The following is a 23,399-nucleotide window of genomic DNA, read 5'->3' on the forward strand; positions in this document are numbered from 1 at the left end:
GCGGCGACTGACCATGCGAACTGAACGCAAGACACTCGTTTCGACGACGCTCGGGACCTCGCGCGAACTCGTCAGCTTTCATTTCGGCGACGCTGGCGATTCGAGCGAAACGGTCTACATCCAGGCCTCGCTGCACGCCGACGAGACGCCCGCGATGCTCACCGCGTGGACGCTGAAACGGCGGCTCGTCGAACTCGAAGCACGAGGACGCGTGCGCGGCGAAATCGCGCTCGTGCCGGTGGCGAATCCGATCGGCCTTTCGCAACACGTGCTCGGGCAATTTCTCGGGCGCTTCGAGGCGAACAGCGGCCACAACTTCAATCGCGGCTTTCCGATGCCGGGCGCCGCCGCGCTGATCGAACGCGTGGGCGCGCGCTTGTCATCCGGCGACGGCGCGCATAACGCGCGTATTCTGCGTGGCGCGCTCGTCGAGATGCTCGGCGAAATGCGCGCGAAGAACGAGTTCGAATCGTTGCGGCTCGCGCTGCTCACGTTGGCTTCGCGCGCGGATATCGTGCTCGATCTGCATTGCTCGCTCGAAGCGACGATGCACATTTACACGAGCCCCGCGAGCTGGCCCGCGATCGAGCCGCTCGCGCGTCATCTCGGCGCGAACGGTGTGCTGCTCGCGACGGATTCCGGCGGCCAGTCGTTCGATGAAGTTCACGCGCTGCTATGGAACGAAGTGCGCGCGCTTCTCGGCGATCGGGCGCCGCTCGGCGCGCCGAATATCGCGGCCACGATCGAGCATCGCGGGCAGCGCGACGTCGATTACGACACGGCGTCGCAGGACGCGAATGCCATCGTCGACTATCTGATCGCGCGCGGGGTGATCGAAGGCGACTCGAAAGATGCGCCACCGCTCGCGCAACCCGCGACGCCGCTCGCGGGCAGCCAGCAGTTGACGGCGCCGGTGAGCGGGATCGTCGTGTATCGCGCGAAAACGGGCGCGCGGCTGAAGGCAGGCGATCCGGTTTTCGATATCGTCGATCCGCTCAGCGATGCGGTCACGACCGTCACCACGAGCAACGACGGCGTGCTGTACATGCGCCGTGCGATTCGCTTCGTGCATGCCGGCGCACCGATGGGACGCGTGACGGGCGAGACGCCGATCAGGACGGGCGTGTTGATCGGGGCGTGAGGGCGTCGGTCGAGCGGGCGTTTTCCGTGCTCGCTAGAATGACCGATCCCCTTCGAGGAGTCTCGCCATGCTGGACTTCGAACGCCACGCGCGCACTCCGACGCTCGATATCGCCTACGCCGATTCCGGTCCCGCCGGCGGCCCCATCGTGATGCTGCTGCACGGCTGGCCCGATGCGGCCCGCGCGTGGAATGCGGTGGCGGCGCGGCTCAACGACGCCGGCTATCGCACCATCGTGCCCGAACTGCGCGGCGCGGGCGGCACGCGTTTTCTGCGCGATGACGCCGTTCGCGACGGTTCGGGCGTCGCGCTCGCGAACGACGCCGTCGCGCTTGCGGATGCGCTCGGCATCGCCACATTCGATGTGGTCGGCCACGACTGGGGCGCGCGCGCCGCGTACACGATCGCGGCGCTGTTTCCCGAACGCGTGCGCCGCATGGCCGCCCTGGCCCTGGCGTTTCAGCCCCGCGGCGAATTCAGGCTGCCGGATTTCTCGCAGGCGCGGCGCTTCTGGTACCAATGGTTCATGTCGCTCGATGGCGGCCCGGACGCGGTCGCCGCCGATCCGAAAGGCTTCGCGCGCATTCAGTGGGATACGTGGTCGCCGCCCGGCTGGTTCGACGAAGCCGAATTCGCGGCGACGGCGCGCGCCTTCGAGAATCCCGACTGGGTGCCGATCACGCTCAACGCGTATCGGCGGCGCTGGCGCGGCGATCAGCCGTCCGATCCGGCGCTCGCGACTTTATACGCGCGGCTCGGGACGATCGAGCGCATCGGCGTGCCCGCGCTGATGATTCAGGGCGGCGCGGATTTCTGCGACGAGCCCGCAAGCTCGGAAGGGCAGGACGGCTATTTCACGGCGGGCTACTGGCGCGTCGTGATCGACGGCGCGGGGCATTTCCCGCTGCGCGAAGCGCCGGACGCCGTCGCGGACGCGGTCATCGCGCATCTGAAATAGAAAGGCGGATCAGGCGAGCGTCTTGCGCCGGTGGTTCGGAGCCTCGTGACACGTTTTGCGACAAATACTGTATGCGTGTACAGTACTGTTCGCTGCGTCCGCCGCGCTTCCAAACACCCGCGCGGCGCCGCCATCGGTCGAGGAAGACCGTCAAACTCATTGAACCGGTTGAAAAATTGGCATCGAACAACGCAATCCGCATTCGCGGCGCCCGTCAACATAATCTCAAGAATCTCGACATCGACCTGCACACCGGCCAGATGACGGTCGTGACCGGCCCGTCCGGTTCCGGCAAGTCGAGCCTCGTGTTCGACACGCTCTACGCGGAAGGCCAGCGTCGCTATGTCGAGACTTTCAGCGCCTACGCGCGCCAGTTTCTCGACCGGATGGACCGGCCGCAGGTCGATCGCGTGGACGGCGTGCCGCCCGCCATCGCCATCGATCAGACGAATCCCGTGCGCAGTTCGCGCTCGACCGTCGGCACGATGACCGAGCTGAACGATCACCTGAAACTGTTCTACGCGCGCGCCGCCGAGCTTTTCGACAGGAAGACTTCGCATCGCGTGCGGCACGACACGCCCGAGACGATCTACGCCGAACTGCTCGAACGCACGCGCGCGGACGATCCGCGTCTCGCGATCACGTTTCCGGTCGAATTGCCCGACACGGCGAGCGACGAGGAAGTCGCGCAATGGCTGTCCGCGAGCGGTTATACGCGCGTGCAGGCGAAGCGCCACGTCGAAACCGAAAGCGGCAAGCGGCAGATGCTCGATGTCGTCGCGGACCGTTTCCGCCTGCAGAACACCGAGCGCTCGCGCGCGCTGGAAGCGATCGAAGGCGCGCTGCTGCGCGGCACCGGCCGCGTGAATGTCTATGTGCTGAAGGAAGAAGCCGAGCCGGAAATCTGGCGCTTCTCGACCGGACTGCATAGCCCGGAAAGCGACTTGCGTTACGCCGACCCACAGCCCGCGCTCTTTTCCTTCAATTCCGCCTACGGCGCGTGCGAAACGTGCCGCGGCTTCGGGCGCGTGATCGGCGTCGATTATGGCCTCGTCATTCCCGACGAAAGCAAGACGCTGCGCGAAGGCGCGGTCAAGACGCTGCAGACGCCCGCGTGGAAGGAAAATCAGGACGACCTCGTGAAGTACGGCGCAAAGGCGGGCATTCGTCTCGGCGTGCCGTGGCGCGATCTGACGCAACAGGAGCGCGACTGGGTCATCAAGGGCTCACCCGACTGGACCGGCAAGTGGCAGAACCAGTGGTACGGCGTGCAGCGCTTCTTCGACTATCTGGAGTCGAAGGCGTACAAGATGCATATTCGCGTGCTGCTGTCGAAATATCGCAGCTACACGACGTGCCCCGTGTGCGACGGCGCGCGCCTCAAGACCGAATCGCTGCTGTGGCGTCTCGGCACGAAGGAACAGGCCGACGCGGTGTTGTCGCCGGCGGATCGTTTCATGCCGCAAGGCGTGGACTGGAGCCGCGAACAGCTCGAAGCGCTGCCGGGCCTGACCGTGCACGATCTGATGCTGATGCCCATCGAGCGCATCCGCCGCTTCTTCGATTCGCTGACGCTGCCGTCCACCTTGCTCGACGAAGCGCTCAAGCTGCTGCACGCGGAAGTGCGCACGCGCCTGAAATATCTCTGCGACGTCGGCCTCGGCTATCTGACTCTCGACCGGCAATCGCGCACGCTGTCGGGCGGCGAAGTGCAGCGCATCAATCTGACGACGGCGCTCGGCACCTCGCTCGTGAACACGCTTTTCGTGCTCGATGAACCGAGCATCGGCCTGCATCCGCGCGACCTGAACCGCATCGTCGAGGCGATGCACCGGCTGCGCGACGCGGGCAATACGCTCGTCGTCGTGGAGCACGATCCGTCGGTGATGCTCGCGGCGGACCGTCTCATCGACATGGGACCGGGGCCGGGCGAACGCGGCGGGCAAATCGTCTACGACGGCGCGCCCGACGATATCCAGGCCACCGACACGCTGACCGGCGCGTATCTCGGCGGCCGCAAGCATGTTGCGCATGCGTCGAACTGGAACCGCCGCATCGTCGATGCGAACACGCCGCGCCTCGTTCTCGAAGGCGCGAGCGATCACAATCTGCAGGACGTGACCGTCGATATTCCGCTGCAACGCCTCGTCTGCGTGACGGGCGTGTCCGGCTCGGGCAAATCGACGTTGATTCAGGACGTGCTCGCGCCCGCGCTGATGCGCCACTTCGGCAAGGCCACGGAAGCGCCCGGCGCATTTCGGTCGCTCAAAGGCGCGGAGCAGTTGAGCGATGTGGTGTTCGTCGATCAGTCGCCGATCGGTCGCACGGCGCGCTCGAATCCGGCGAGCTATGTCGGCGCGTTCGATGAAATCCGCAAGCTCTACGCGAAAGCGCCGCTCGCGTTGCAGCGCGGTTATAGCGCGAGCATGTTCAGCTTCAACTCGGGCGATGGCCGCTGCCCGACGTGCGGCGGCTCGGGCTTCGAGCACGTCGAGATGCAATTCTTGAGCGACGTGTATCTGCGCTGCCCGGATTGCGACGGACGCCGTTACCGCGCCGAAGTTCTCGAAGTGAAAATCGAGCGCGGCGGGCGTGGGCTGAGCGTCGCCGATGTGCTCGAACTGACCGTCAGCGAAGCAGTGGATGCATTTGCTTCGGATGCCGAAGTATTGCGCGTGCTGCAGCCGATCGTCGATGTGGGTCTCGAATACGTGAAGCTCGGCCAGCCGGTGCCGACGCTCTCGGGCGGCGAAGCGCAGCGCCTGAAGCTCGCGGGCTATCTCGCGGAAACCTCGCAAGCGAAGAAGAGCGATAGCCGCCTCTTCATGTTCGACGAACCGACGACCGGTCTGCACTTCGACGACATCGCCAAGCTGATGCAGGCATTGCGCCGCCTGCTTGAGCGCGGGCATTCGCTGATCGTCATCGAACACAATCTCGACGTGATTCGCGCGGCGGACTGGATCATCGATCTCGGCCCCGAAGGCGGCGATGGCGGCGGGCAAGTGGTCTGCGTCGGCACGCCGGACGATGTGGCCGCGTGCGAAGCGTCGCACACGGGCCGCGCGCTGATCGACTACGAAGAAGCGATGCAGCCGGGCGCGGCGGAAAAGCGCGCGGGCGTGCCGCTGCAACTCGCGGCGGAAGTGGCGAGCGCGCGGCGCGCATTGCAGGGCGAAGACGTGGTGCGCATCGTCAATGCGCGCGAGCACAATCTGAAGTCGCTCGATGTCGATATTCCGCACAACAAGTTCAATGTCGTGACGGGCGTGTCGGGTTCGGGCAAGTCGACGCTCGCGTTCGACATTCTGTTCCACGAAGGCCAGCGCCGGTACCTCGAATCGCTGAACGCGTATGCGCGCTCCATCGTGCAGCCGGCGGGCCGTCCGGAAGTCGATGCGGTCTACGGCATTCCGCCGACCGTCGCGATCGAACAGCGTTTGTCGCGCGGCGGACGCAAGTCGACGGTCGCGACCACATCGGAAGTCTGGCACTTCCTGCGTCTCTTGTACGTGAAGCTCGGCATTCAGCATTGCATCCACGACGGCACGCCGGTTCAGGCGCAAAGCTCGGAATCGATCGCGGCGCAGATCATGCGCGATTTCAAGGGGCAGCACGTCGGCTTGCTTGCACCGCTCGTCGTCAATCGCAAGGGCGTGTATACCGATCTCGCGAAATGGGCGAAGGCGCGCGGCAATACGCATCTGCGCGTCGATGGCGAATTTCTGCCCGTGAGCCCGTGGCCGAAGCTCGACCGCTTCCGCGAGCATACGATCGAATTGCCGGTCGCGGATCTCGTCGTCTCGGCGGATAACGAAGCCGAACTGCGCCGCCTGCTCGACGAAACGCTTGAAATCGGCAAGGGCGTGATGCATCTGTGCGCGCCGCTCGATGAGCTGTACGGCGCGTGGCACGACGGCGTGCGCCGCGGCAAGGAAGAGACGCGCGTGTTTTCGACGAAACGCGCGTGCCCGGTCTGCGGCACGAGTTATCCCGAGCTCGATCCGCGCATGTTCTCGTACAACAGCAAGCACGGCTGGTGCAATACCTGTGTCGGCACGGGCGTGAAGCTGACGCGGGAGCAGCGCGCCGCGTTCGACGACACGCTCTTCGCGCAGGACGATCGCGGGCGCGAGCAGAGCATTGGCTCGGTGGATCAGGAGCCGGACGATATCGTCGATCAGCCGTGCCCGGACTGCGAAGGCACGCGTCTGAACGACGTCGCGCGTGCGGTGACGTTCGGCGATTATCCGATTACCGAAGTGGGCCGCTGGACCGTGAGCGATACGCGCGAGTGGATTGCATCGCTGAAGCTGAAAGGCCGCGATGCGGATATCGCGCGCGATGTCGTCAGCGAAATCGAAGGGCGCCTGCAGTTTCTCGAAGAAGTCGGGCTCGGCTATCTGAGCCTGGATCGCGCCGCGCCGACGCTCTCGGGTGGCGAAGCGCAGCGCATCCGTCTTGCGGCGCAACTCGGCAGCAATCTGCAAGGCGTGTGCTACGTGCTCGACGAACCGACCATCGGTCTGCATCCGCGCGACAACCTGATCCTGCTTTCCGCGCTCAAGAAGCTGAACGACAAGGGCAATACGCTTGTCGTCGTCGAGCATGACGAGGACACGATTCGCCGCGCGGACCACATCATCGATATCGGGCCGGGCGCGGGCAAGCGCGGCGGCACGGTGGTCGCGCAAGGCAACGTGACGGATCTCGCGGCGCACAAAGCGTCGCTCACCGGGCAGTTCCTCGCGAATCCGATCGTGCATCCGCTGCAGCCGCGTCGCGAAGTGCGCACGGCGACGGCCAAACGCGCCGCCGTGCCGGAGCAATGGCTCACGGTCGAAGGCGCGACGCTGCATAACCTGCGCAACGTGACGGCCAGCATGCCGTTGAACCGGCTCGTCGCGATCACGGGCGTGTCGGGCTCGGGCAAATCGACGCTTGCCCGCGACGTGCTGATGACGAACCTGCTCGATGCGGTCGGCCGCTCGGTGCTCTCGTCGCCCGCGGTGCGGCGCGCGCGCAAGGCAGCGCAAGCCGATGCCCCGGCGACGAAATCGCGCGCCAGCGTGCTCGCGCGCGAAGCGCCGCGTCCGAAGTTCGACGTGACGCATGCGTGGCAGGGGTGCAGCGGCGTGACCGGCTACGAGGCGATCGACCGCGTGCTCGAAGTCGATCAGACGCCGATCGGCAAGACGCCGCGTTCGTGCCCGGCGACCTACATCGGCATGTGGGACACGATCCGCAAGCTTTTCGCCGATACGCTCGAAGCGCGTGCGCGCGGCTACACGCCGTCGCGTTTCTCGTTCAACACGGGCGACGGGCGCTGCCCGGCGTGCGAAGGCCAGGGCGTGCGCACCATCGCGATGAGCTTTTTGCCCGACGTGAAGGTGCCGTGCGACGTCTGCCACGGCCAGCGGTTCAATCCCGAGACGCTCGCGGTGACATGGCGCGGCAAGAACATCGGCGAAGTGCTGACGATGGAGATCGACGAAGCCGTCGAGTTTTTCTCGTCGATGCAGAGCATCGCGCATCCGTTGCAATTGCTGCGCGATGTCGGCCTCGGCTATCTGACGCTCGGCCAGCCGTCGCCGACGCTCTCGGGCGGCGAGGCGCAGCGCATCAAGCTCGTCACCGAGTTGTCGAAGGTGCGCGACGACATCACGCGGCGCGGCCAGAAGCCGCCGCACACGCTTTACGTGCTCGACGAGCCGACGGTCGGCCTGCACATGGCCGACGTCGCGAAGCTGATCCGCGTGCTGCATCGGCTGGTCGATGGCGGGCATAGCGTGATTGTCATCGAACATGATCTCGATGTGATCGCCGAAGCGGACTGGGTGCTCGATCTCGGGCCGGAGGGCGGCGTGAACGGCGGCACGATCGTCGCGGCGGCCGATCCCGACACGCTCGCCACGCATCCGCGCAGCCATACGGGCGCGGCGCTGCGGCCGGTGTTGGGACGAACGAGGGCGACTGAAAATGCTGCGTGATCTCGCTACGCTCATCGCCTCGATGGAGCCCGAATTGCAGCCGGGCGTCTACGTGTTCGCTTCGCTGCCGCACGATGCGGCTGTGGGTGGCGCGGGCATCGTCGCGACGTTTCGCGAGCGCGAGGGCATGACCGTCGTGATGGAAGAAGAGGCGGCGAAGGCGGCTGGCATCGCGCCGCTTTTTCGCGCGGCGTGGATCGCGCTGACCGTGCATTCGGACCTGAACGCGGTCGGCCTGACGGCGGCGTTCGCGCGTGCGCTCGGCGAAGCGAACATCAGTTGCAACGTGATTGCGGCGGCGTATCACGATCATATTTTCGTACCGGTGGACGATGCCGCGCGCGCGATGGATGCGTTGCAGGATTTGCAGCGTTCTGCTGGTAAGCTTTCGCTCTTTCCGAAACCATGAAGCGAAGATAGATGGACACGCAGGACACAGCCCAGGACAAAGCCTTAGCGCTCAAAAGAATGAAGTGGTTCGCCTTCGCGCTGCTGATCGCGGCCGGCGCGTTGTTCGCGCTCGCGAAAAGCCAGCACGATGCGGGCGCGTGGGCGTGGGTATCGTCGTTCGCGGAAGCGGCGATGGTCGGCGCGCTCGCGGACTGGTTCGCCGTCGTCGCGCTGTTTCGTCATCCGCTCGGCGTGCCGATTCCGCACACCGCGATCCTGCCCGCGAACAAGGCGCGCGTCGCGGACAATCTGGCCGTTTTCGTGCGCGATCGTTTTCTCGGCACCGATGCGCTGGTCGCGCGCGTGAACGCGTTCGATCCCGCGAGCCGTTTGTCGATGTGGCTTGCCGAGCCGAAAAACGCCGATCTGCTCGGCCGGAAAGCGGTGACGGCGGTCGGGCAGTTGCTGTCCTTCGTCGACGACGAGCGCGTCAAGAACATGCTCTACGACAAGCTGCGCCGGCGCGCGGACACGTTCGATCTCGCGAACGCGGCGGGCAGCGTGCTGTCGGCGTTGACGTCGGACCGGCGTCATCAGCTGCTGCTCGACGAAGGCCTGAAGCAGATGGCCGCGTGGCTCGACAAGCCTGAAGTGCAGGAGATGCTGGCGGGGCGCATCGTGGCGGTGGCGGGTGAAGAGTATCCGAAGCTCATCGGCATGCTGGGTTTTGTCGGACTGAACGCCGATGAGCTTGGCGCGAAGTTCGCGGCGGGTCTCGTGCGCGGCGCGAATCAGTGGCTGCACGACGTGAGCAGCGATCCCGAGCACGAACGCCGCAAGGCTTTCGACGCGGCGGTGGAACGCTTCGTCGAGCGACTGAAGACGGATGCGTCGTTCAAGACGCGCATCGACGAGCACAAGCGCGAATGGCTCGGCCGGCCGGAGTTGCGTGCTTATGTGAACGGGTTGTGGGACGAGTTCATCGCGTGGCTCGATGCGGATATCAAACGCGCGGATTCGGCGCTGCACGCGAAGGTGACGGCGATGGCGGGGAGTTTCGCAGCGTCGCTCGGCAGCGATCCGGCGTTGCGCGATTCGATCAACGAGCATATGCGCGATGCGTTGAAGGCGCTTGCGCCGGAGTTGCGGGATGGGATTGCGAAGCATATTGCCGCTACGGTCAAGCAGTGGGATGACGCGACGCTTGTAAGGGATGTTGAGTTGAATATCGGGCGGGATTTGCAGTTTATTCGGGTGAATGGGACGTTGGTTGGGGGGGCGGTTGGGATTTTGATTCACGCTGTGGGGGTGGTTGTTTCGTAGAACTTGTATTCGTAGTGGTCTATTAGCATTGCCCCTCCCCGGGGCGGGGGTAACTTTCTTTGCTGCTGCAAAGAAAGTCACCAAAGAAAGCAGCTTTGTCACCGCCCGCGGTCACACGCAGTTTGGCCATTTTTCTCCTCCGGGAATGGCCCTCGCCTAAAGAGTGCCCCCATAGGCCCAATCGGGCTTGGATCGCGCACGGTCCGTCACATCGCGCCACATAACAAACTGGTACAGCCATTTCAAGTTCCGGCCCGCTTCGCGGCCGACGGGAAGAGCGGGTTTGCGCGCGCTTCTTTCCTGCAGGTTTCCTTCGCAAACCCCGCGGCAGCGCGTAGCGCTGTGCCGGATGTATGATTGCTGATCCAGTTACGTTGGTGGACTGGCTTGTCGGATCGTGCGCGATCCAAGCCCGGTTCGCCTACGAGGGCACTCGCTACTCTGGGTTCCATTCAGCCAATCGCCTGTGCCGCGGCCGGCATGAAGTACTTTGGATGGGGATAGCTGCTTTCTTTGGTTACTTTCTTTGCAGCAGCAAAGAAAGTAACTGCCGCCCCGCACAGGGGCAGTGCTAATAGACCGACGCGAAAGCAGCTTTCAACGAAAGAAGCCCAAAGCCCATGACTCGAATAAACCACCCCGCGGGACAAGAAAACCTGGAAGCCGAATGGCTAGAACCCGACGCCTACGGCGGCTTTGCTTCCGGCACGGTCGGCACGATGCGCACTCGCCGTTACCAGGCGCTGCTGCTCACGGCAACCCAACCGCCTGCTGGCCGGGTCGTGCTCGTGAACGGCATCGAAGCATGGCTAGACATGAACGGCACGCGCATCCCGCTGTCGATGCAACGCTACGCCCCCGACGTTCTCTATCCCGACACCTCAGCGAGCCTGCTCTCCTTCGACACAGACCCATGGCCAACCTGGCAATACCGCATCGATGAAAACACAACGATAATCGCCGAAACATTCGTCGTGAAAGAAACCAGCGAAACGGTCCTGCGCTGGCGCATCACACAAACAACAAACAACGCGATAAAACTCGAAGTCCGCCCGCTCCTGTCGGGCCGCGACTACCACGCGCTGCACCACGAAAATCCGGCCTTTTCCTTCGATGCCACGCTCGAAGGCGAGCGCGTGCAATGGCAACCCTACGGCGATCTGCCGACGATCTGCGCGACGTCGAACGGCGCTTACCAGCACGCCCCCGACTGGTACCGCAACTTCTGCTACGTGCGCGAACGCGAACGCGGGCTGGATTTCACCGAGGACCTCGCGACGCCCGGCGTCTTCACCTTCGATCTTGCGCGCGGCGAAGCCGTATTGATCCTGCACGCCCACACGGGCCACGAGAAACCATTCGACGAAACCGCAACGGCACGCGCAGCGCTGCTCGCATCGCGCGAAACGGAGCGCCGTGCGGCGTTCGGCTCGCGGCTCGCGCGCAGCGCCGATGCCTACGTCGTCAGGCGCAACGTCGGCAAGACGATCATCGCGGGCTTTCCGTGGTTCACCGACTGGGGCCGCGATACCTTCATCTCGATGCGCGGTCTGCTGCTCGCGTCGGGCCGGCATCAGGAAGCGGAATCGATCCTGCTCGAATGGGCCGACACGATCTCCGAAGGCATGGTGCCGAACCGTTTCCCCGACAGCGGCGGCCTGCCGGAATACAACTCCGTCGACGCCTCGTTGTGGTTCGTCGTCGCCGTTCACGACTATCTGGCCACGGGCCACGCGCACGCCGCGACCACGAGCCGCCTGCAACGCGCCGTCGACGCGATCCTCGACGGCTACTCGCGCGGTACGCGCTTCAATATTGCCGCCGATGCCGACGGCCTGCTGCGCGCCGGCGTGCCCGGCGTGCAACTCACATGGATGGACGCGAAAGCGGGTGACTGGGTCGTCACGCCGCGCATCGGCAAGCCGGTCGAGATTCAGGCGCTGTGGATCAACGCGCTGTCCATCGCGAGCGCGTGGAACCCGCGCTGGCAGGCGTTGCGCGATCAGGCGCGCGCATCGTTCGCGGCGCGCTTCGTCGATCCGGATACGCACACGCTCTTCGATGTCGTCGACGCCGATCACGCGCCCGGCAAGATCGATCACGCCATTCGCCCGAATCAGATCTTCGCGGTCGGCGGATTGCCGTTCGCGCTAGTCGATGGCGAGATCGCGCGCGCCGTCGTCGAACAGGTTCAGACGCAGCTTCTGACGCCGCTCGGCCTGCGCACGCTCGCGCCGTCCGACCCGGCGTACAAGGCCCACTACGCGGGCGGCGTGCTGGAACGCGACGGCGCGTATCACGAAGGCACCGTGTGGCCGTGGCTGATCGGCCCGTTCGTGGAGGCGTGGGTGCGCGTGCATGGCGCGGCGGGCGCGCGCGAGCGTTTCCTGACGCCGCTCTATGACCATCTGGATCATTACGGGCTCGATCACATCAGCGAAGTCGCCGATGCCGACGCGCCTCACGTGCCCGGCGGCACGCCCTTTCAGGCATGGTCGCTCGCCGAACTCATGCGCCTCGACAAGCTGCTCGGCGGGACTTGAGCGCGCGGCGCGCGTGACGGCATCAAAACGCGCTAAATTACGAGTCTTGCCCGCCGGCTCGCACGCCGCAACGAGGAGAGGCTCATGCCGAAATCGCGTCCCGTCAATCAGATCGACACCGTCGAAGGCTCCCGGCTACATTCGAAGGACGGCCCGCGCTGGCAGCGCTGGGGACCGTATCTGAGCGAGCGTCAATGGGGCACGGTGCGCGAGGATTACAGCGAATTCGGCACCGCGTGGGAGTACTTCCCGCACGATCACGCCCGCAGCCGCGCGTATCGATGGGGCGAAGACGGCATCGCGGGCTTCGGCGACGACAAGCTCAACTGGTGCGTCTCGCTCGCGCTCTGGAACGGCTGCGATCCGATCATCAAGGAGCGGCTCTTCGGTCTGACGAACGAAGAGGGCAATCACGGCGAGGACGTGAAAGAGCTGTATTTCTACATCGACGGCACGCCGACGCATTCCTACATGCGCATGCTCTACAAGTATCCGCATGCGGCGTTTCCGTATGCCGATCTCGTCGATGAAAACGCCCGCCGTGGCGCCGACATGCCCGAGTACGAAGTGCTGGACACCGGCGTGTTCGACGACGAGCGCTACTTCGACGTGCAGGTCGAATACGCGAAGCACACCGCCGACGACATCCTCATGCGCGTGACGGTCGAAAACCGCGGCAACGTGGCCGCGACGCTCGACGTGCTGCCGCAAATCTGGGCGCGCAATACGTGGTCGTGGAAACCCGCGCCGATCAGGCCTTCGCTGAAAGTCGCGACCGTGGAAGGCGAGGGCACCTACGTGCTCGCGCAGCAGGCCGCGCACGAGCCGATGGTCGTGACCGCCTGGTCGCCGGGCGGCGCGAACATCGAATGGCTGTTCTGCGAGAACGAAACCAACGTGAAGCGGCTCTTTCGCATGGAAGGCGAGGGTCCGTTCAAGGACGGCTTCAACGACTACATCCTGAACGGCGACGAAGACGCGATCCGCCGCGACACGGGCACGCGCGCGGCGGCGCACGCGCACTTGCGGCTCGAAGCGCACGGCAAGGCCGTGGTCTATATGCGCTGGCGGCCGGAATCCGCGCCGGACGCGGTCGCGCTCGACGCCGAAGCGCTCTTCGCGCGCCGGCTCGCCGAAGCGGACGAGTTCTACGGCGCGCTGCAGCACGACATTGCCGATGCGGATCAGCGGCTCGTGCAGCGCCAGGCGCTCGCGGGCATGTTGTGGTCGAAGCAGTACTATCAGTTCGACGTGACGCGCTGGCTCGACGGCGACCCGCTTCAGCCGAAGCCGCCGAAACAGCGGCGCTTCGGGCGCAACGCGGACTGGCGGCATCTGTGCAACGCGGACATCGTGTCGATGCCGGACAAATGGGAATATCCGTGGTACGCGTCGTGGGACCTCGCGTTTCATGCGGCCGCGTTCGCGCTGATCGACCCGGAGTTCGCGAAGCGTCAGCTGCTATTGCTCGTGAAGGACCGCTATCAGCATCCGAACGGCCAGTTGCCCGCTTACGAGTGGGCGTTCAGCGACGCCAACCCGCCCGTTCACGCCTGGGCGACCTGGCGCGTGTACGAGATCGATCGCGCGATCACTGGACGCGGCGACCGCGACTTTCTGGAACTCGTGTTCCACAAGCTGCTGCTGAATTTTTCGTGGTGGGTGAACCGCAAGGACGCCGACGGCAAGAACATCTTTCAGGGCGGCTTTCTCGGGCTGGACAACGTCGGCATCTTCGATCGCTCGTCGCCGCTGCCTACGGGCGGTCACATCGATCAGGCGGACGGCACCGCATGGATGGCCGCGTATGCGCTCGACCTGATGCGCATCGCGCTGGAGCTCGCGTATGCGAACAAGGTGTTCGTCGATATCGCCGTGAAGTTCTTCGAGCACTTTCTGTATATCGCGGAAGCGGTGAGTTGCGAGGACAACTGCGAGACGGGACTCTGGGACAGCGAGGACGAATTCTTCTACGACAAGCTGCGCCTGCCGGACGGCTCGAACGTGCCGATGCGTATCCGCTCGATCGTCGGGCTCATTCCGCTTTTCGCCGTGCATGTGCTGGAGCCGAAGGTGTACCGCTCGCTGCCGGAACTGCGCGAGCGTCTGCACTGGTTCCTGGAGCATCGCACCGATCTCGCGCGGCTCGTGTCGCGCTGGAACGTGCAGGGGCAGGGCAATAGCGTGCTGCTGTCGCTGTTGCGCGGGCATCGCATGAAGGCGCTCATGAGGCGCATGCTCGACGAAACCGAATTCCTCTCCGATCACGGCGTGCGCGCGCTCTCGCGCGTGCATCTCGACAATCCGTTCGTTTTCTATCACAACAGCGAGAGTTTCAGCATCCGCTATCTGCCGGCGGAATCGGATTCGCGCGTGTTCGGCGGCAATTCGAACTGGCGCGGCCCCGTTTGGATGCCGGTCAACTATCTGCTGATCGAATCGATTCACGAGTTTCATCGCTATTACGGCGACGATTTCCGCGTCGAATATCCGACGGGTTCGGGGCAGAAGTTCTCGCTCGCGCAGATCGCCGACGAGCTCGCGCGCCGCGTGACGACGCTCTTTCTGCTCGACCGCAACGGCGAGCGGCCCGTCATGGCCGCGTACCCGCTGCTGCAGGCCGATCCGCGCTCGCGCGATCTCGTGCTGTTCCACGAATACTTTCACGGCGATAACGGGCGCGGCGTCGGCGCATCGCATCAGACCGGCTGGAGCGGACTGGTGGCGCTGCTGCTGCAACCGCACGCGACGGGGCCGTCCGGCGTGGTGCCGCTCGCGGGCGAAGCCGATGCGGACATTCAGGAGTTTGCCGGCGCGAAATAACAGACCACGAAGTTTCGGCGTTTCACGAAAAGTCAACCGTGTTATGCCGAAGCCGTAGTTCGGAATAATCTTGTATTGCTTGCGTCTCCGACTGGGTAAATTGACAAATTACAAGTACCTGAAACAGTTTGGAGAACGGAATGAATCGTTCTGTTGATACTTATTCCATGAGTGGCTATCGGCTGAGCACGGGCGTGATCGGTGTGGCCCACGTCGAAAACGAGCAGTGCCCGCCGTTCGCCATGGTCATGCTCGTGTTTGCCGCCGCCATGCTGGGCGGCGTGTGGTTCAGCAGCGAGCTCAACAGCGTTGCGGCCGGATTGATCGCATGGGTCGCGATTCTCGCTACGCTGGGCGCATTCGTCGATCGCCGGTTCAGCGGCGCGAAGGCGCTCGAACGCCGTATCCGCCGGCGGCAGAAGGCGCGTCTGCATGCGCTTTGCGGCGGACCGGCAAGCGGTGTCTTCAGGCAGCCACGGCCTGATGGGAGCGTGTCAACAACACGGGAATGGACTTCGACGTCGGCGTACCGGCGCCATCCGCGACCGATGAAAGCGGCACGAGCGGGTTAGTCTCCGGGTAATACGCGCCGAGGCAGCCACGCGGAATGTCGTATTCGACCAGCGTGAAGCCGTCCACGCGGCGCTCCACGCCGTCGTCCCACACGCTCGTAATATCCACAACTTCGCCCGGCTCGAAACCGAGCATATCGATATCCTCGCGGTTCGCGAACAGAACGTGCCGCTGCCCATATACGCCGCGGTAGCGATCGTCGAGACCGTAGATCGTCGTGTTGTACTGATCGTGCGAGCGTGTGGTCATGAGCGTCATCAGGCGCTCGCCGTGAAGGGCGCGGGCGCGGTGAATCGGCGTATCGAACGCGATCTCGTGGACGATGAACTGCGCCTTGCCGCTCGGCGTCATCCAGACGCGATCGCGCGAGGCCACGCCAAGATGGAAGCCGCCGGGCTGCTTCAGTCGCTCGTTATAGCGCTCGAAGCCGTCGATGACTTTCTCGATGCCATCGCGAATCAGCGCATAGTCGTTCGCGTGCGCGAGCCAGTCGACCTTGCCGGAGCCGAGCGTCGCGTCCGCCATGCGCGCGACGATCGCCACTTCGGAAAGCAGGTTGGGGGAGGCCGGCTTGTTCATGCCGTAGGAGATGTGCACCATGCTCATCGAATCCTCGACGCTTACGCCTTGCGGCACGCCGTTCTGCATGTCGATTTCAGTGCGGCCGAGCGTCGGCAGAATGAGTGCGTCGCGGCCATGCACGAGATGGCTGCGATTGAGCTTCGTCGTGATGTGCACGGTGAGATCGCACGCGCGCATCGCTTCCCAGGTGCGCGGCGTGTCGGGCGTCGCGATCGAGAAGTTGCCACCGAGGCCGATGAACACCTTCACCTTGCCTTCGAGCATCGCGTGGATCGTATCGACCACATCGTAGCCATGCTCGCGCGGCGGCGCGAAATCGTAGGCTGCGCCGAGGCGGTCAAGAAACGCTTGCGCCGGCTTTTCCTCGATGCCCACCGTGTGGTCGCCCTGCACGTTCGAATGGCCGCGCACCGGGCATAGCCCCGCGCCGCGCCGGCCAATATTCCCGCGCATCATCATCAGGTTCGACAGAAGCTGAATCGTCGGCACGGAATTTTTGTGCTGCGTGAGGCCCATGCCCCATGTCGCGATGACGGCGCGGCCCTTCGCGTAGATATCGGCGAGCTGGAGGATGCCGTCCATGTCCACGCCCGATTCCGCGACGATCGCATCCCAGCTTTCGGCGCGCAGGTCGTCGGCGAATGCGTCGAAGCCGACCGTATGCTCCGCGATGAATTCGACGTCGAGCACGCGTGGCGCGCCGGCGGCCCATGCGGCGTCATCCAGTTCGATCACGCGCTTGGCGACGCCCTTGATCAGGGCGAAGTCGCCGCCCACTTTCGGACGGATGAACACCGAGCTGATCTTCACGCCCTTCGGCGAAAGCATGTCGAGCGGGTGCTGCGGGCTCGCGAAGCGTTCGAGGCCGCGCTCCTTCAACGGATTGATCGACACGATGGTCGCGCCGCGCTTCGCGCAGTCGCGCAATTCGCCGAGCATGCGCGGATGGTTCGTCGCCGGATTCTGGCCGAAGAGCAGCAGCGTGTCGGCGTGCTCGAAGTCGTCGAGCGTGACCGTGCCCTTGCCGATGCCCACCGTATGCGGCAAGCCGCGGCTCGTCGCTTCGTGGCACATGTTCGAGCAATCGGGGAAATTGTTGGTGCCGAACATGCGCACGAACAACTGATACAGAAACGCGGCTTCGTTGCTCGCGCGGCCCGACGTGTAGAACGCGGCCTGATTCGGGTCGTGAAGCTTTTTCAGATGCCAGGCGATCAGCTCGAACGCCTGCTCCCATTCGATCGGCACATAGCGGTCGCGCTTCGCGTCGTAGACGAGCGGATCGGTCAGCCGTCCGTGCTGCTCCAGCTCGTAGTCCGATTGCGTCATCAGCGAGGCCACCGTGTGCGCTTCGAAGAACGCGGGCGTGACGCGCTTGCTCGTCGCCTCGGCGGCGACGGCCTTCACGCCGTTTTCGCAGAACTCGAACGTCGATGCGTGCTCGCGGTCCGGCCACGCGCAGCCGGGGCAATCGAAGCCGTCGGGCTGGTTCTGCTTGAAGAGCGTCCGGTAGTTGCCGCCCGCGACCCGCTCCTTGACAAGATTGATGGCGACCTGCTTCAGCGCGCCCCAGCCGGCGGCGGGATGCGTGTAGGGCTCGATGCGCGGTTCGACGCGGACTTCAGGCTTCTTCATGGCGGTGGTTCAAGACGGAGCAGGCGATGAACGAAGCGTACTGTGTTCCGAATCGAGCGCGGCGCACAGAAAATGCGAAATCAGAGGGATACAGTTGCGACGTTTTGACATAGACTGCGACTCATATCGAGCAGAAAGGAAAACGCGCGTTGAAGCTCTACGAGAAGCTCGCCGATGAAATCGAGGAAGCCGTGCGCCGCGGCGTGTTCGCGCCGGGCGAGAAGGTCGCGTCCGTGCGGCAGGCCAGTCAGCAGCACGACGTGAGCATCAAGACGGTGCTGCACGCGTACGCGATTCTGGAAAGCCGCGGCATTCTGGAGACGCGCCCGCAGTCCGGCTACTTCGTGCGCGCGACGCTCGCGACGCTCAAGCCCGAGCCGAAGCGCCCGGCGCGCGCGCTGGCGGTGGCGTCGGAAGTCGATGTGAGCCGGCTCGTGCTCTCGACCTTGCGCAGCATCCGCGCCCACGACGCCGTGCCGTTCGGCTCGCCGTATCCCGATCCCGAGCCGTTTCCGTGGCGGCGCATCAACCAGTACGCGAACGCGATCGCGCGGCGGCATGCGACCTGGAATCTCATCGACGATCTGCCGCCGGGCAATGGCGAACTGATTCGCCAGATCGCGCGGCGCTACGCGGAAAACGGCGTGCCGGTAGACCCGGAGGAGATCGTGATCACCGTCGGCGCGACCGAGGCGATCAACCTGAGCCTGCAGGCGGTCGCGAAACCGGGCGATACGGTCGCGGTCGAATCGCCGACGTATTACGCGATGCTGCACGCGATCGAGCGCCTCGGCATGCGCGCGATCGAAGTGCCGACGCATCCGGCGGAAGGCATCGATATCGATGCGCTCGGGCAGATCATCGCGCGCAGAAAGATCGCCGCGTGCATGGTGATGCCGAACTTTCAGAATCCGCTCGGCTTTCAGATGCCGGACGAGCGCAAGCGGCGGCTCGTGGAACTGTTATCGGCGCATGAGATTCCGGTCATCGAAAACGATGTCTATCACGAGCTTTACTACGGCGATGCGCGGCCGTCGGCGCTCAAGAACTTCGACACGAAAGGGCTCGTGCTGCACTGCGCGTCCTTCTCGAAGAGCCTGACGGCGTCGTACCGGATCGGCTGGGCGATGCCGGGGCGGTATCGCGCGCAGGTCGAGAAGCTCAAGTTTCTCAATACGCTGACGACGCCATCGGTGCCGCAGGTCGCGATCGCGGATTATCTGCGTCAGGACGGCTATGACCGGCATCTGCGGCGCGTGCGCAAGCTGTATCGCCAGCAGGCGCGCATCATGAGCGCGATGGTCGAGCGTTTTTTCCCGGCGGGCACGCGCATGTCGGCGCCGCAGGGCGGCTACGTGCTGTGGGTCGAGTTGCCGGAGCGCGTCGATTCGATGCGGCTTTATCGCGCGGCGCTCGAATGCGGCATCACCGTCGGGCCGGGCTATATGTTTTCGACGCGCAATGCGTTCAGCCACTTCATCCGGCTCAATTACAGTTATCCGTGGACAGCACAGAGCGAGGCCGCGCTGCAGCGGCTGGGCGCGCTGGTGAAGGAGCATGCAAGTGAACGATGACATCGATCCGGCGCTCGTCGCCGTGCTGGCGCAGCTCTGGCGGGCGCACGGCGAAACGCCGGCGCGCGCGTGGTCGCTGGCGAAGCTCGCGAAGCAGTCCGGCCTGCCGATGAGCGCGCTACGGCGGCTACTGACCGCGCTGACGGAAGGCGGGCTGGTCGAGGTGCGGACGAGCGAGGAAGGGACGGGCAGCGCGTGGCTGACGGAGGACGGCGTGGGGTTTTGCGAGGCGGTGTTCGATCAGGGCGGCTGAAAAGAGCGCGGCATGACGCCCCGCGCTCACCCTTAACGCCCCACCATCACTGATCGCACAACAACAGCAGCTTTTCCTGCGCGGTGCAGCTCTCCTTCTTCGGCTTTTGCGTGGTGGCGTCCTGCTGACGCGTCGCGACCCTGCGCGTCGGATTCTGCGACTGATCCGCGGCCGCATTGCGCTGCGCGATGCACGCGCGCAAGTGCTTTTCCATCGGCGGATAGTATTTCCAGCCCTTCGTGAGCGGCGGCAATTCCAGATGCACCTGCTTCCACTTCGGATGGCCCTGCGCCTGCAGCGTGTCGAAGTTCGTGCACAGCGAATCGGCGAACTTCGACAGCGCGCCGACCGTGCCGCGCAAGCCGTAGTCGTAGGTCACGAGAAACGCCTTCACGGTGAGCGTCGGCGTGTCTTCCTGAATCCAGTTCGGATAGCTCGTCGTGCGGATCGTCGCCGGGAAATACGTCTGCTTGGCGCGCGCGGTTTCCTGCGCGGCCGAATCGAGGCGCAGCAGCTTGATCTGCTTCAGCAACTCGGGATTCATGTCCTGAAAGAGCTTGGCCGGCTGCCCCGCGACGATCACCGCGACATCGATCTTGCCGACGATCAGCCGCGCGAGCGAATCCTCGTTGTTCAGATGCTGCTCGCTGGCCTCGGCGATCGGCTCGCCGAACATCAGCCGGTACAGCGTTTCCGCCGATTGCGCCGTGCCGCTGCCGATCGGCCCCACGCTGATGTTCTTGCCCTTGATCTCGTGGATGTACTTCATCGGCGAATCGGCGCGCGCGACGAAGTAAATCTCTTCGTCGTAGAGCGGCATGATGAGCCGCAGCGGCTTGATGATCTTGCCGGCGTCGGTGTTGCCCGAGGTCGCCATGTCCATGTACGCCTGATACACGTCCGACTGCACGAGCGCGAATTTCACGCCGGGCTCGTAGCGCATGCGCTGCACGTTTTCCGCCGATCCCTTCGAGGGCAGCACTTCCAGTTCGATGCCCGCCGGCTCGGCCACGTACTTCGACAGATCCTGACCGATCTGGATATACGTGCCGCGTTCCTGGCCCGTCGTGATCTTGTAGGGAATCGGATCGGCGGCGAAGCTCGATGTCGCGCCGATCAGCCCGGCGATGGCGAGAAGCGCCAGCGCGCCCCGTGCGGCGTTGCGCATGTCTTTCCTGGTGAACATGATTGACCCTTTAATCGGAGTTGGAACGGGTGCTTTTTAAACTCGCGCGATACGGTTGACCCTTCGCGGCGCGCGCAATCTGCTCATGCCCGGTCATTCACATGCGTTGGCACGCGAAGCTGCGTGACGTGTGTGCCTGCCGTGCGGTTGTCTCTGTATGTACTTGTTCTTGCGTCGTTCTTTATTTTTAACGCGACGGCTTCGGCGCCGATTCGCCGCCGCTCCAGCCGTATTGCTTGATGGCGCGTTCGAGCTCCTCGGTCTTGTCGGAGTCAATATGCGAGCCCGCCGGCATGGCGGCGAACTGGGGCGACGTCGCCGCGGCGGCCGCCGGCTGCGTGGTGCGCGGGGCGGCGTTCGCCGGCGTGCCGGGCTGGCTGACGACGGGAACGCGCTGCGCTTGCGCGCCAGCCGTCTGGGCGGCGGGCTGCGCGCCGGCCGCGGGCGTGCGCGGCACGGCGGCCTGCATCGTCGAAGTGGAAGGCGGCAGCGCGCTGCTCTGGTTGGCGGGCTGGGCCGCGCGCGGCGCCGAGGCGCGCGGGGCGGGCGCGGACGGTTGCGGCGGATCTTCGCCCAGGTAATACGCGCCGCGCGAGTTGGCCGGGCGCGCGGGCTGCGCGGCCTCGTCGCCGAGATAGTACGGCGCGCGTGGATTCGCGCTTCGGGCGTTGGCCGAGGTGGAAGGCTGCGCTTCTTCATCGCCGAGGTAGTAGGGTGCGCGCGCCGTGTTGCTCTTCGCCGCCGGCTGCGGTGACGATGGCGCCGCAGCCTGTGCCGATGGCGTCGCCTGCCGGGGTGTCTGCGCGGCGGGCGCGGGCGGCGTCGTCATCGTCGTCGCGACCGTCGGCGGCGGCATGATCGTCGCGGTGAGCGCGTTGGTCGCCGCCTGGCCTCGCGCAATCTTATCCGCGCGCGCATCTTCCTCGGCCTGGCGCGCGGCGGCGGCGCTGCGCTGCCCCGGCCGGCGTTCCGCCGCGGGTTTCTGCGCGAAGGCGTTGGGTTTCGCGCCCGGCGCGGCCGCTGCAACGTTTGCCTGAGCGGGAACGGGCGCGGGAGCCGCCGCGCCGGCCCTCGGCGCGGCCGCGGCGGCGGTGTTCGCCGTGTCGCCCGCGGCAGGCCCGGCGCCGGGCATCTTCTTCGCGAGCGCGGCGGCCGCCGTCGGGGCGAGCCAGCCTGCATGCGAGATCACGCGTTCGAGCATCGCCTGCGATTCGATGTTGCTGCCGTCGAGCGCGAGTGCCTCGCCCGCATTCTGCTGCACGCACGCCCAGGCGGACGTCCGCTCGCAGGCTCGCGCGAGTTGCAACGCGGCGTCGCGCTGCGCTTCGCGCTTGACGAGCTCGTCCTTCAGGGTTTCGTACTCCGCACGCGCCTGCTGCTGCGCCGGCAGGACCTTGAGCAACGCGCGGGCGCTGGCGAGGTCGTGCTGATCGAGCGCGAAGCGCACGTCTTGCAGCGCATCGCCGGAGCTGGCTCTGGCCGCGCGGGTGTCCGCCGATGCATGCCGCTCGGCCGTGGCGGGCGCCGCCGGCATGACGGAGGGGGTGGACGTGTCCGTCGCGCCGCGCACGAGCGCACCGACCTTCGAATCGATCGCGCCCGAGACGCTGTGTTCGGCGGAAGGCGTGCCGACGTGGTCGGAATCGCCGAGCTGGTAGTAGAACATCGCGCCGAGCACGAGGACGAGCCCGCATGCGCCCGCGATGATCGTTTTCTTCTGGCTCCACCGGTCGGAGCCGGGCAGGGCGTCCGGATCGTTGCTGGATTCGGCGTAGGCGTTGCGCGCGGATTCCTCGGCGCGGCGCGTGCGATATTCCGCCGCTTTCTGGGCGATGCGCTCGCTCGCGCGCTCCGTCCAGCGCGAGCGCAGGCCCGGCTCGACGCGCTCGGACGCCTCTCCCCGCCCGCCGATCGAGCCGGAAACATGAGATGCGGAAGCGGAAGCGGAAGCCGAAGCGGACGCCAGCGGCGCGGCCGCCTCGTCGAAAATGGGTGCGCGCGGTTTCTCGGCGCGGGCCTCGCGCTTCTGGCCGAACGCGGCGCTGCGGTCGGCGCCGCAATTGGGGCAACTGTCGGCGTTCTTGCGCACCGTGCTGCCGCACCGCTGGCAGACGACGGAGAACATGGATGCGGGAAACGTCAGACGCGTGGTCATGCTGGAGCCCTCGAAGGACGTTTGCGTGAGCTTGCCGATTTCGCGTGGCCAATGCGCGCCGAGTCGCGCGTAGTCGCAGGGACGCGGTCCCGCGGCAGCAATCCTTCGTTTTGTTTCCTCGCTTGCGATGGGCGCTGGCGGGAAACGACATTCCGACTATGGTTCAACCGCTATCGGACGTCAATTGCCTTTCGCACCTATTCCGGACCGCGATCTTAAGCGACTACACCACTGCGCGGCGCGCCTGGTACGGCGCACAACGCGCGGCTTCTC

At 65.2% G+C, this 23,399-nt stretch carries 13 protein-coding genes; 10 read left to right on the top strand and 3 right to left on the bottom strand.

Translation table 11 applies throughout. The features are described from left to right. Positions 1 to 13 precede the first annotated feature (13 nt). The 8 genes from LY284_RS17270 to LY284_RS17305 all read left to right on the top strand — a co-directional run bounded on the left by LY284_RS17270 (position 14) and on the right by LY284_RS17305 (position 15,740). Positions 14 to 1,141, top strand: coding sequence for a succinylglutamate desuccinylase/aspartoacylase family protein (locus LY284_RS17270; RefSeq protein ID WP_233387414.1), 1,128 nt, complete (start codon positions 14 to 16; stop codon positions 1,139 to 1,141). A 67-nt stretch (positions 1,142 to 1,208) separates the two neighbouring features. Continuing rightward, entirely contained in the window at positions 1,209 to 2,099 is an 891-nt protein-coding gene (locus LY284_RS17275) for an alpha/beta fold hydrolase (RefSeq protein WP_233387415.1), read from the top strand. 176 nt (positions 2,100 to 2,275) lie between these two features. Further along, complete coding sequence (gene uvrA / locus LY284_RS17280) at positions 2,276 to 8,089, top strand: excinuclease ABC subunit UvrA (RefSeq protein WP_233387416.1); 5,814 nt, start codon at positions 2,276 to 2,278, stop codon at positions 8,087 to 8,089. Continuing rightward, on the top strand, positions 8,079 to 8,498 hold the full coding sequence (locus LY284_RS17285) for an ACT domain-containing protein (protein WP_233387417.1): 420 nt from the start codon (positions 8,079 to 8,081) through the stop codon (positions 8,496 to 8,498). The genes uvrA and LY284_RS17285 overlap by 11 nt, the downstream gene beginning before the upstream one ends. Before the next feature lie 59 nt (positions 8,499 to 8,557). Beyond that, entirely contained in the window at positions 8,558 to 9,802 is a 1,245-nt protein-coding gene (locus tag LY284_RS17290) for a DUF445 domain-containing protein (RefSeq protein ID WP_233387418.1), read from the top strand. Between the two features lie 620 nt (positions 9,803 to 10,422). Further along, complete coding sequence (locus tag LY284_RS17295; protein WP_233387419.1) at positions 10,423 to 12,345, top strand: amylo-alpha-1,6-glucosidase; 1,923 nt, start codon at positions 10,423 to 10,425, stop codon at positions 12,343 to 12,345. An 84-nt stretch (positions 12,346 to 12,429) separates the two neighbouring features. Then, the gene (locus LY284_RS17300) at positions 12,430 to 15,168 is read left to right on the top strand and encodes a glucosidase (RefSeq protein ID WP_233387420.1); all 2,739 of its coding nucleotides are present in this window, start codon (positions 12,430 to 12,432) and stop codon (positions 15,166 to 15,168) included. A 140-nt stretch (positions 15,169 to 15,308) separates the two neighbouring features. Next, positions 15,309 to 15,740, top strand: coding sequence for a hypothetical protein (locus LY284_RS17305; protein ID WP_233387421.1), 432 nt, complete (start codon positions 15,309 to 15,311; stop codon positions 15,738 to 15,740). Here the strand turns inward: LY284_RS17305 and LY284_RS17310 are convergent. Continuing rightward, positions 15,634 to 17,958 (bottom strand): FdhF/YdeP family oxidoreductase, encoded by a 2,325-nt coding sequence (locus LY284_RS17310; protein ID WP_233387422.1) that lies wholly within the window; start codon positions 17,956 to 17,958, stop codon positions 15,634 to 15,636. The two genes, LY284_RS17305 and LY284_RS17310, sit on opposite strands and share 107 nt — an antisense overlap. Before the next feature lie 149 nt (positions 17,959 to 18,107). Here LY284_RS17310 and LY284_RS17315 point away from each other — a divergent pair, with 149 nt between their 5' ends. Both LY284_RS17315 and LY284_RS17320 read left to right on the top strand, forming a co-directional pair. Next, a complete protein-coding gene (locus LY284_RS17315; protein WP_233387423.1) occupies positions 18,108 to 19,532 on the top strand; it encodes a PLP-dependent aminotransferase family protein in 1,425 nt (474 codons plus the stop codon). Then, positions 19,516 to 19,785, top strand: coding sequence for a helix-turn-helix domain-containing protein (locus tag LY284_RS17320; protein ID WP_233387424.1), 270 nt, complete (start codon positions 19,516 to 19,518; stop codon positions 19,783 to 19,785). Before LY284_RS17315 ends, LY284_RS17320 begins: the two co-directional genes overlap by 17 nt. Positions 19,786 to 19,831: 46 nt before the next feature. Here LY284_RS17320 and LY284_RS17325 read toward each other — a convergent pair whose 3' ends face one another. Both LY284_RS17325 and LY284_RS17330 read right to left on the bottom strand, forming a co-directional pair. Beyond that, positions 19,832 to 20,971 (bottom strand): TAXI family TRAP transporter solute-binding subunit, encoded by a 1,140-nt coding sequence (locus LY284_RS17325; protein ID WP_063177198.1) that lies wholly within the window; start codon positions 20,969 to 20,971, stop codon positions 19,832 to 19,834. 187 nt (positions 20,972 to 21,158) lie between these two features. Then, entirely contained in the window at positions 21,159 to 23,126 is a 1,968-nt protein-coding gene (locus LY284_RS17330) for a zinc ribbon domain-containing protein (RefSeq protein ID WP_233387425.1), read from the bottom strand. Between the last annotated feature and the right edge of the window lie 273 nt (positions 23,127 to 23,399).

The sequence above is a fragment of the Caballeronia sp. PC1 genome (genome assembly GCF_021353155.1).
GTDB lineage: Bacteria > Pseudomonadota > Gammaproteobacteria > Burkholderiales > Burkholderiaceae > Caballeronia > Caballeronia cordobensis.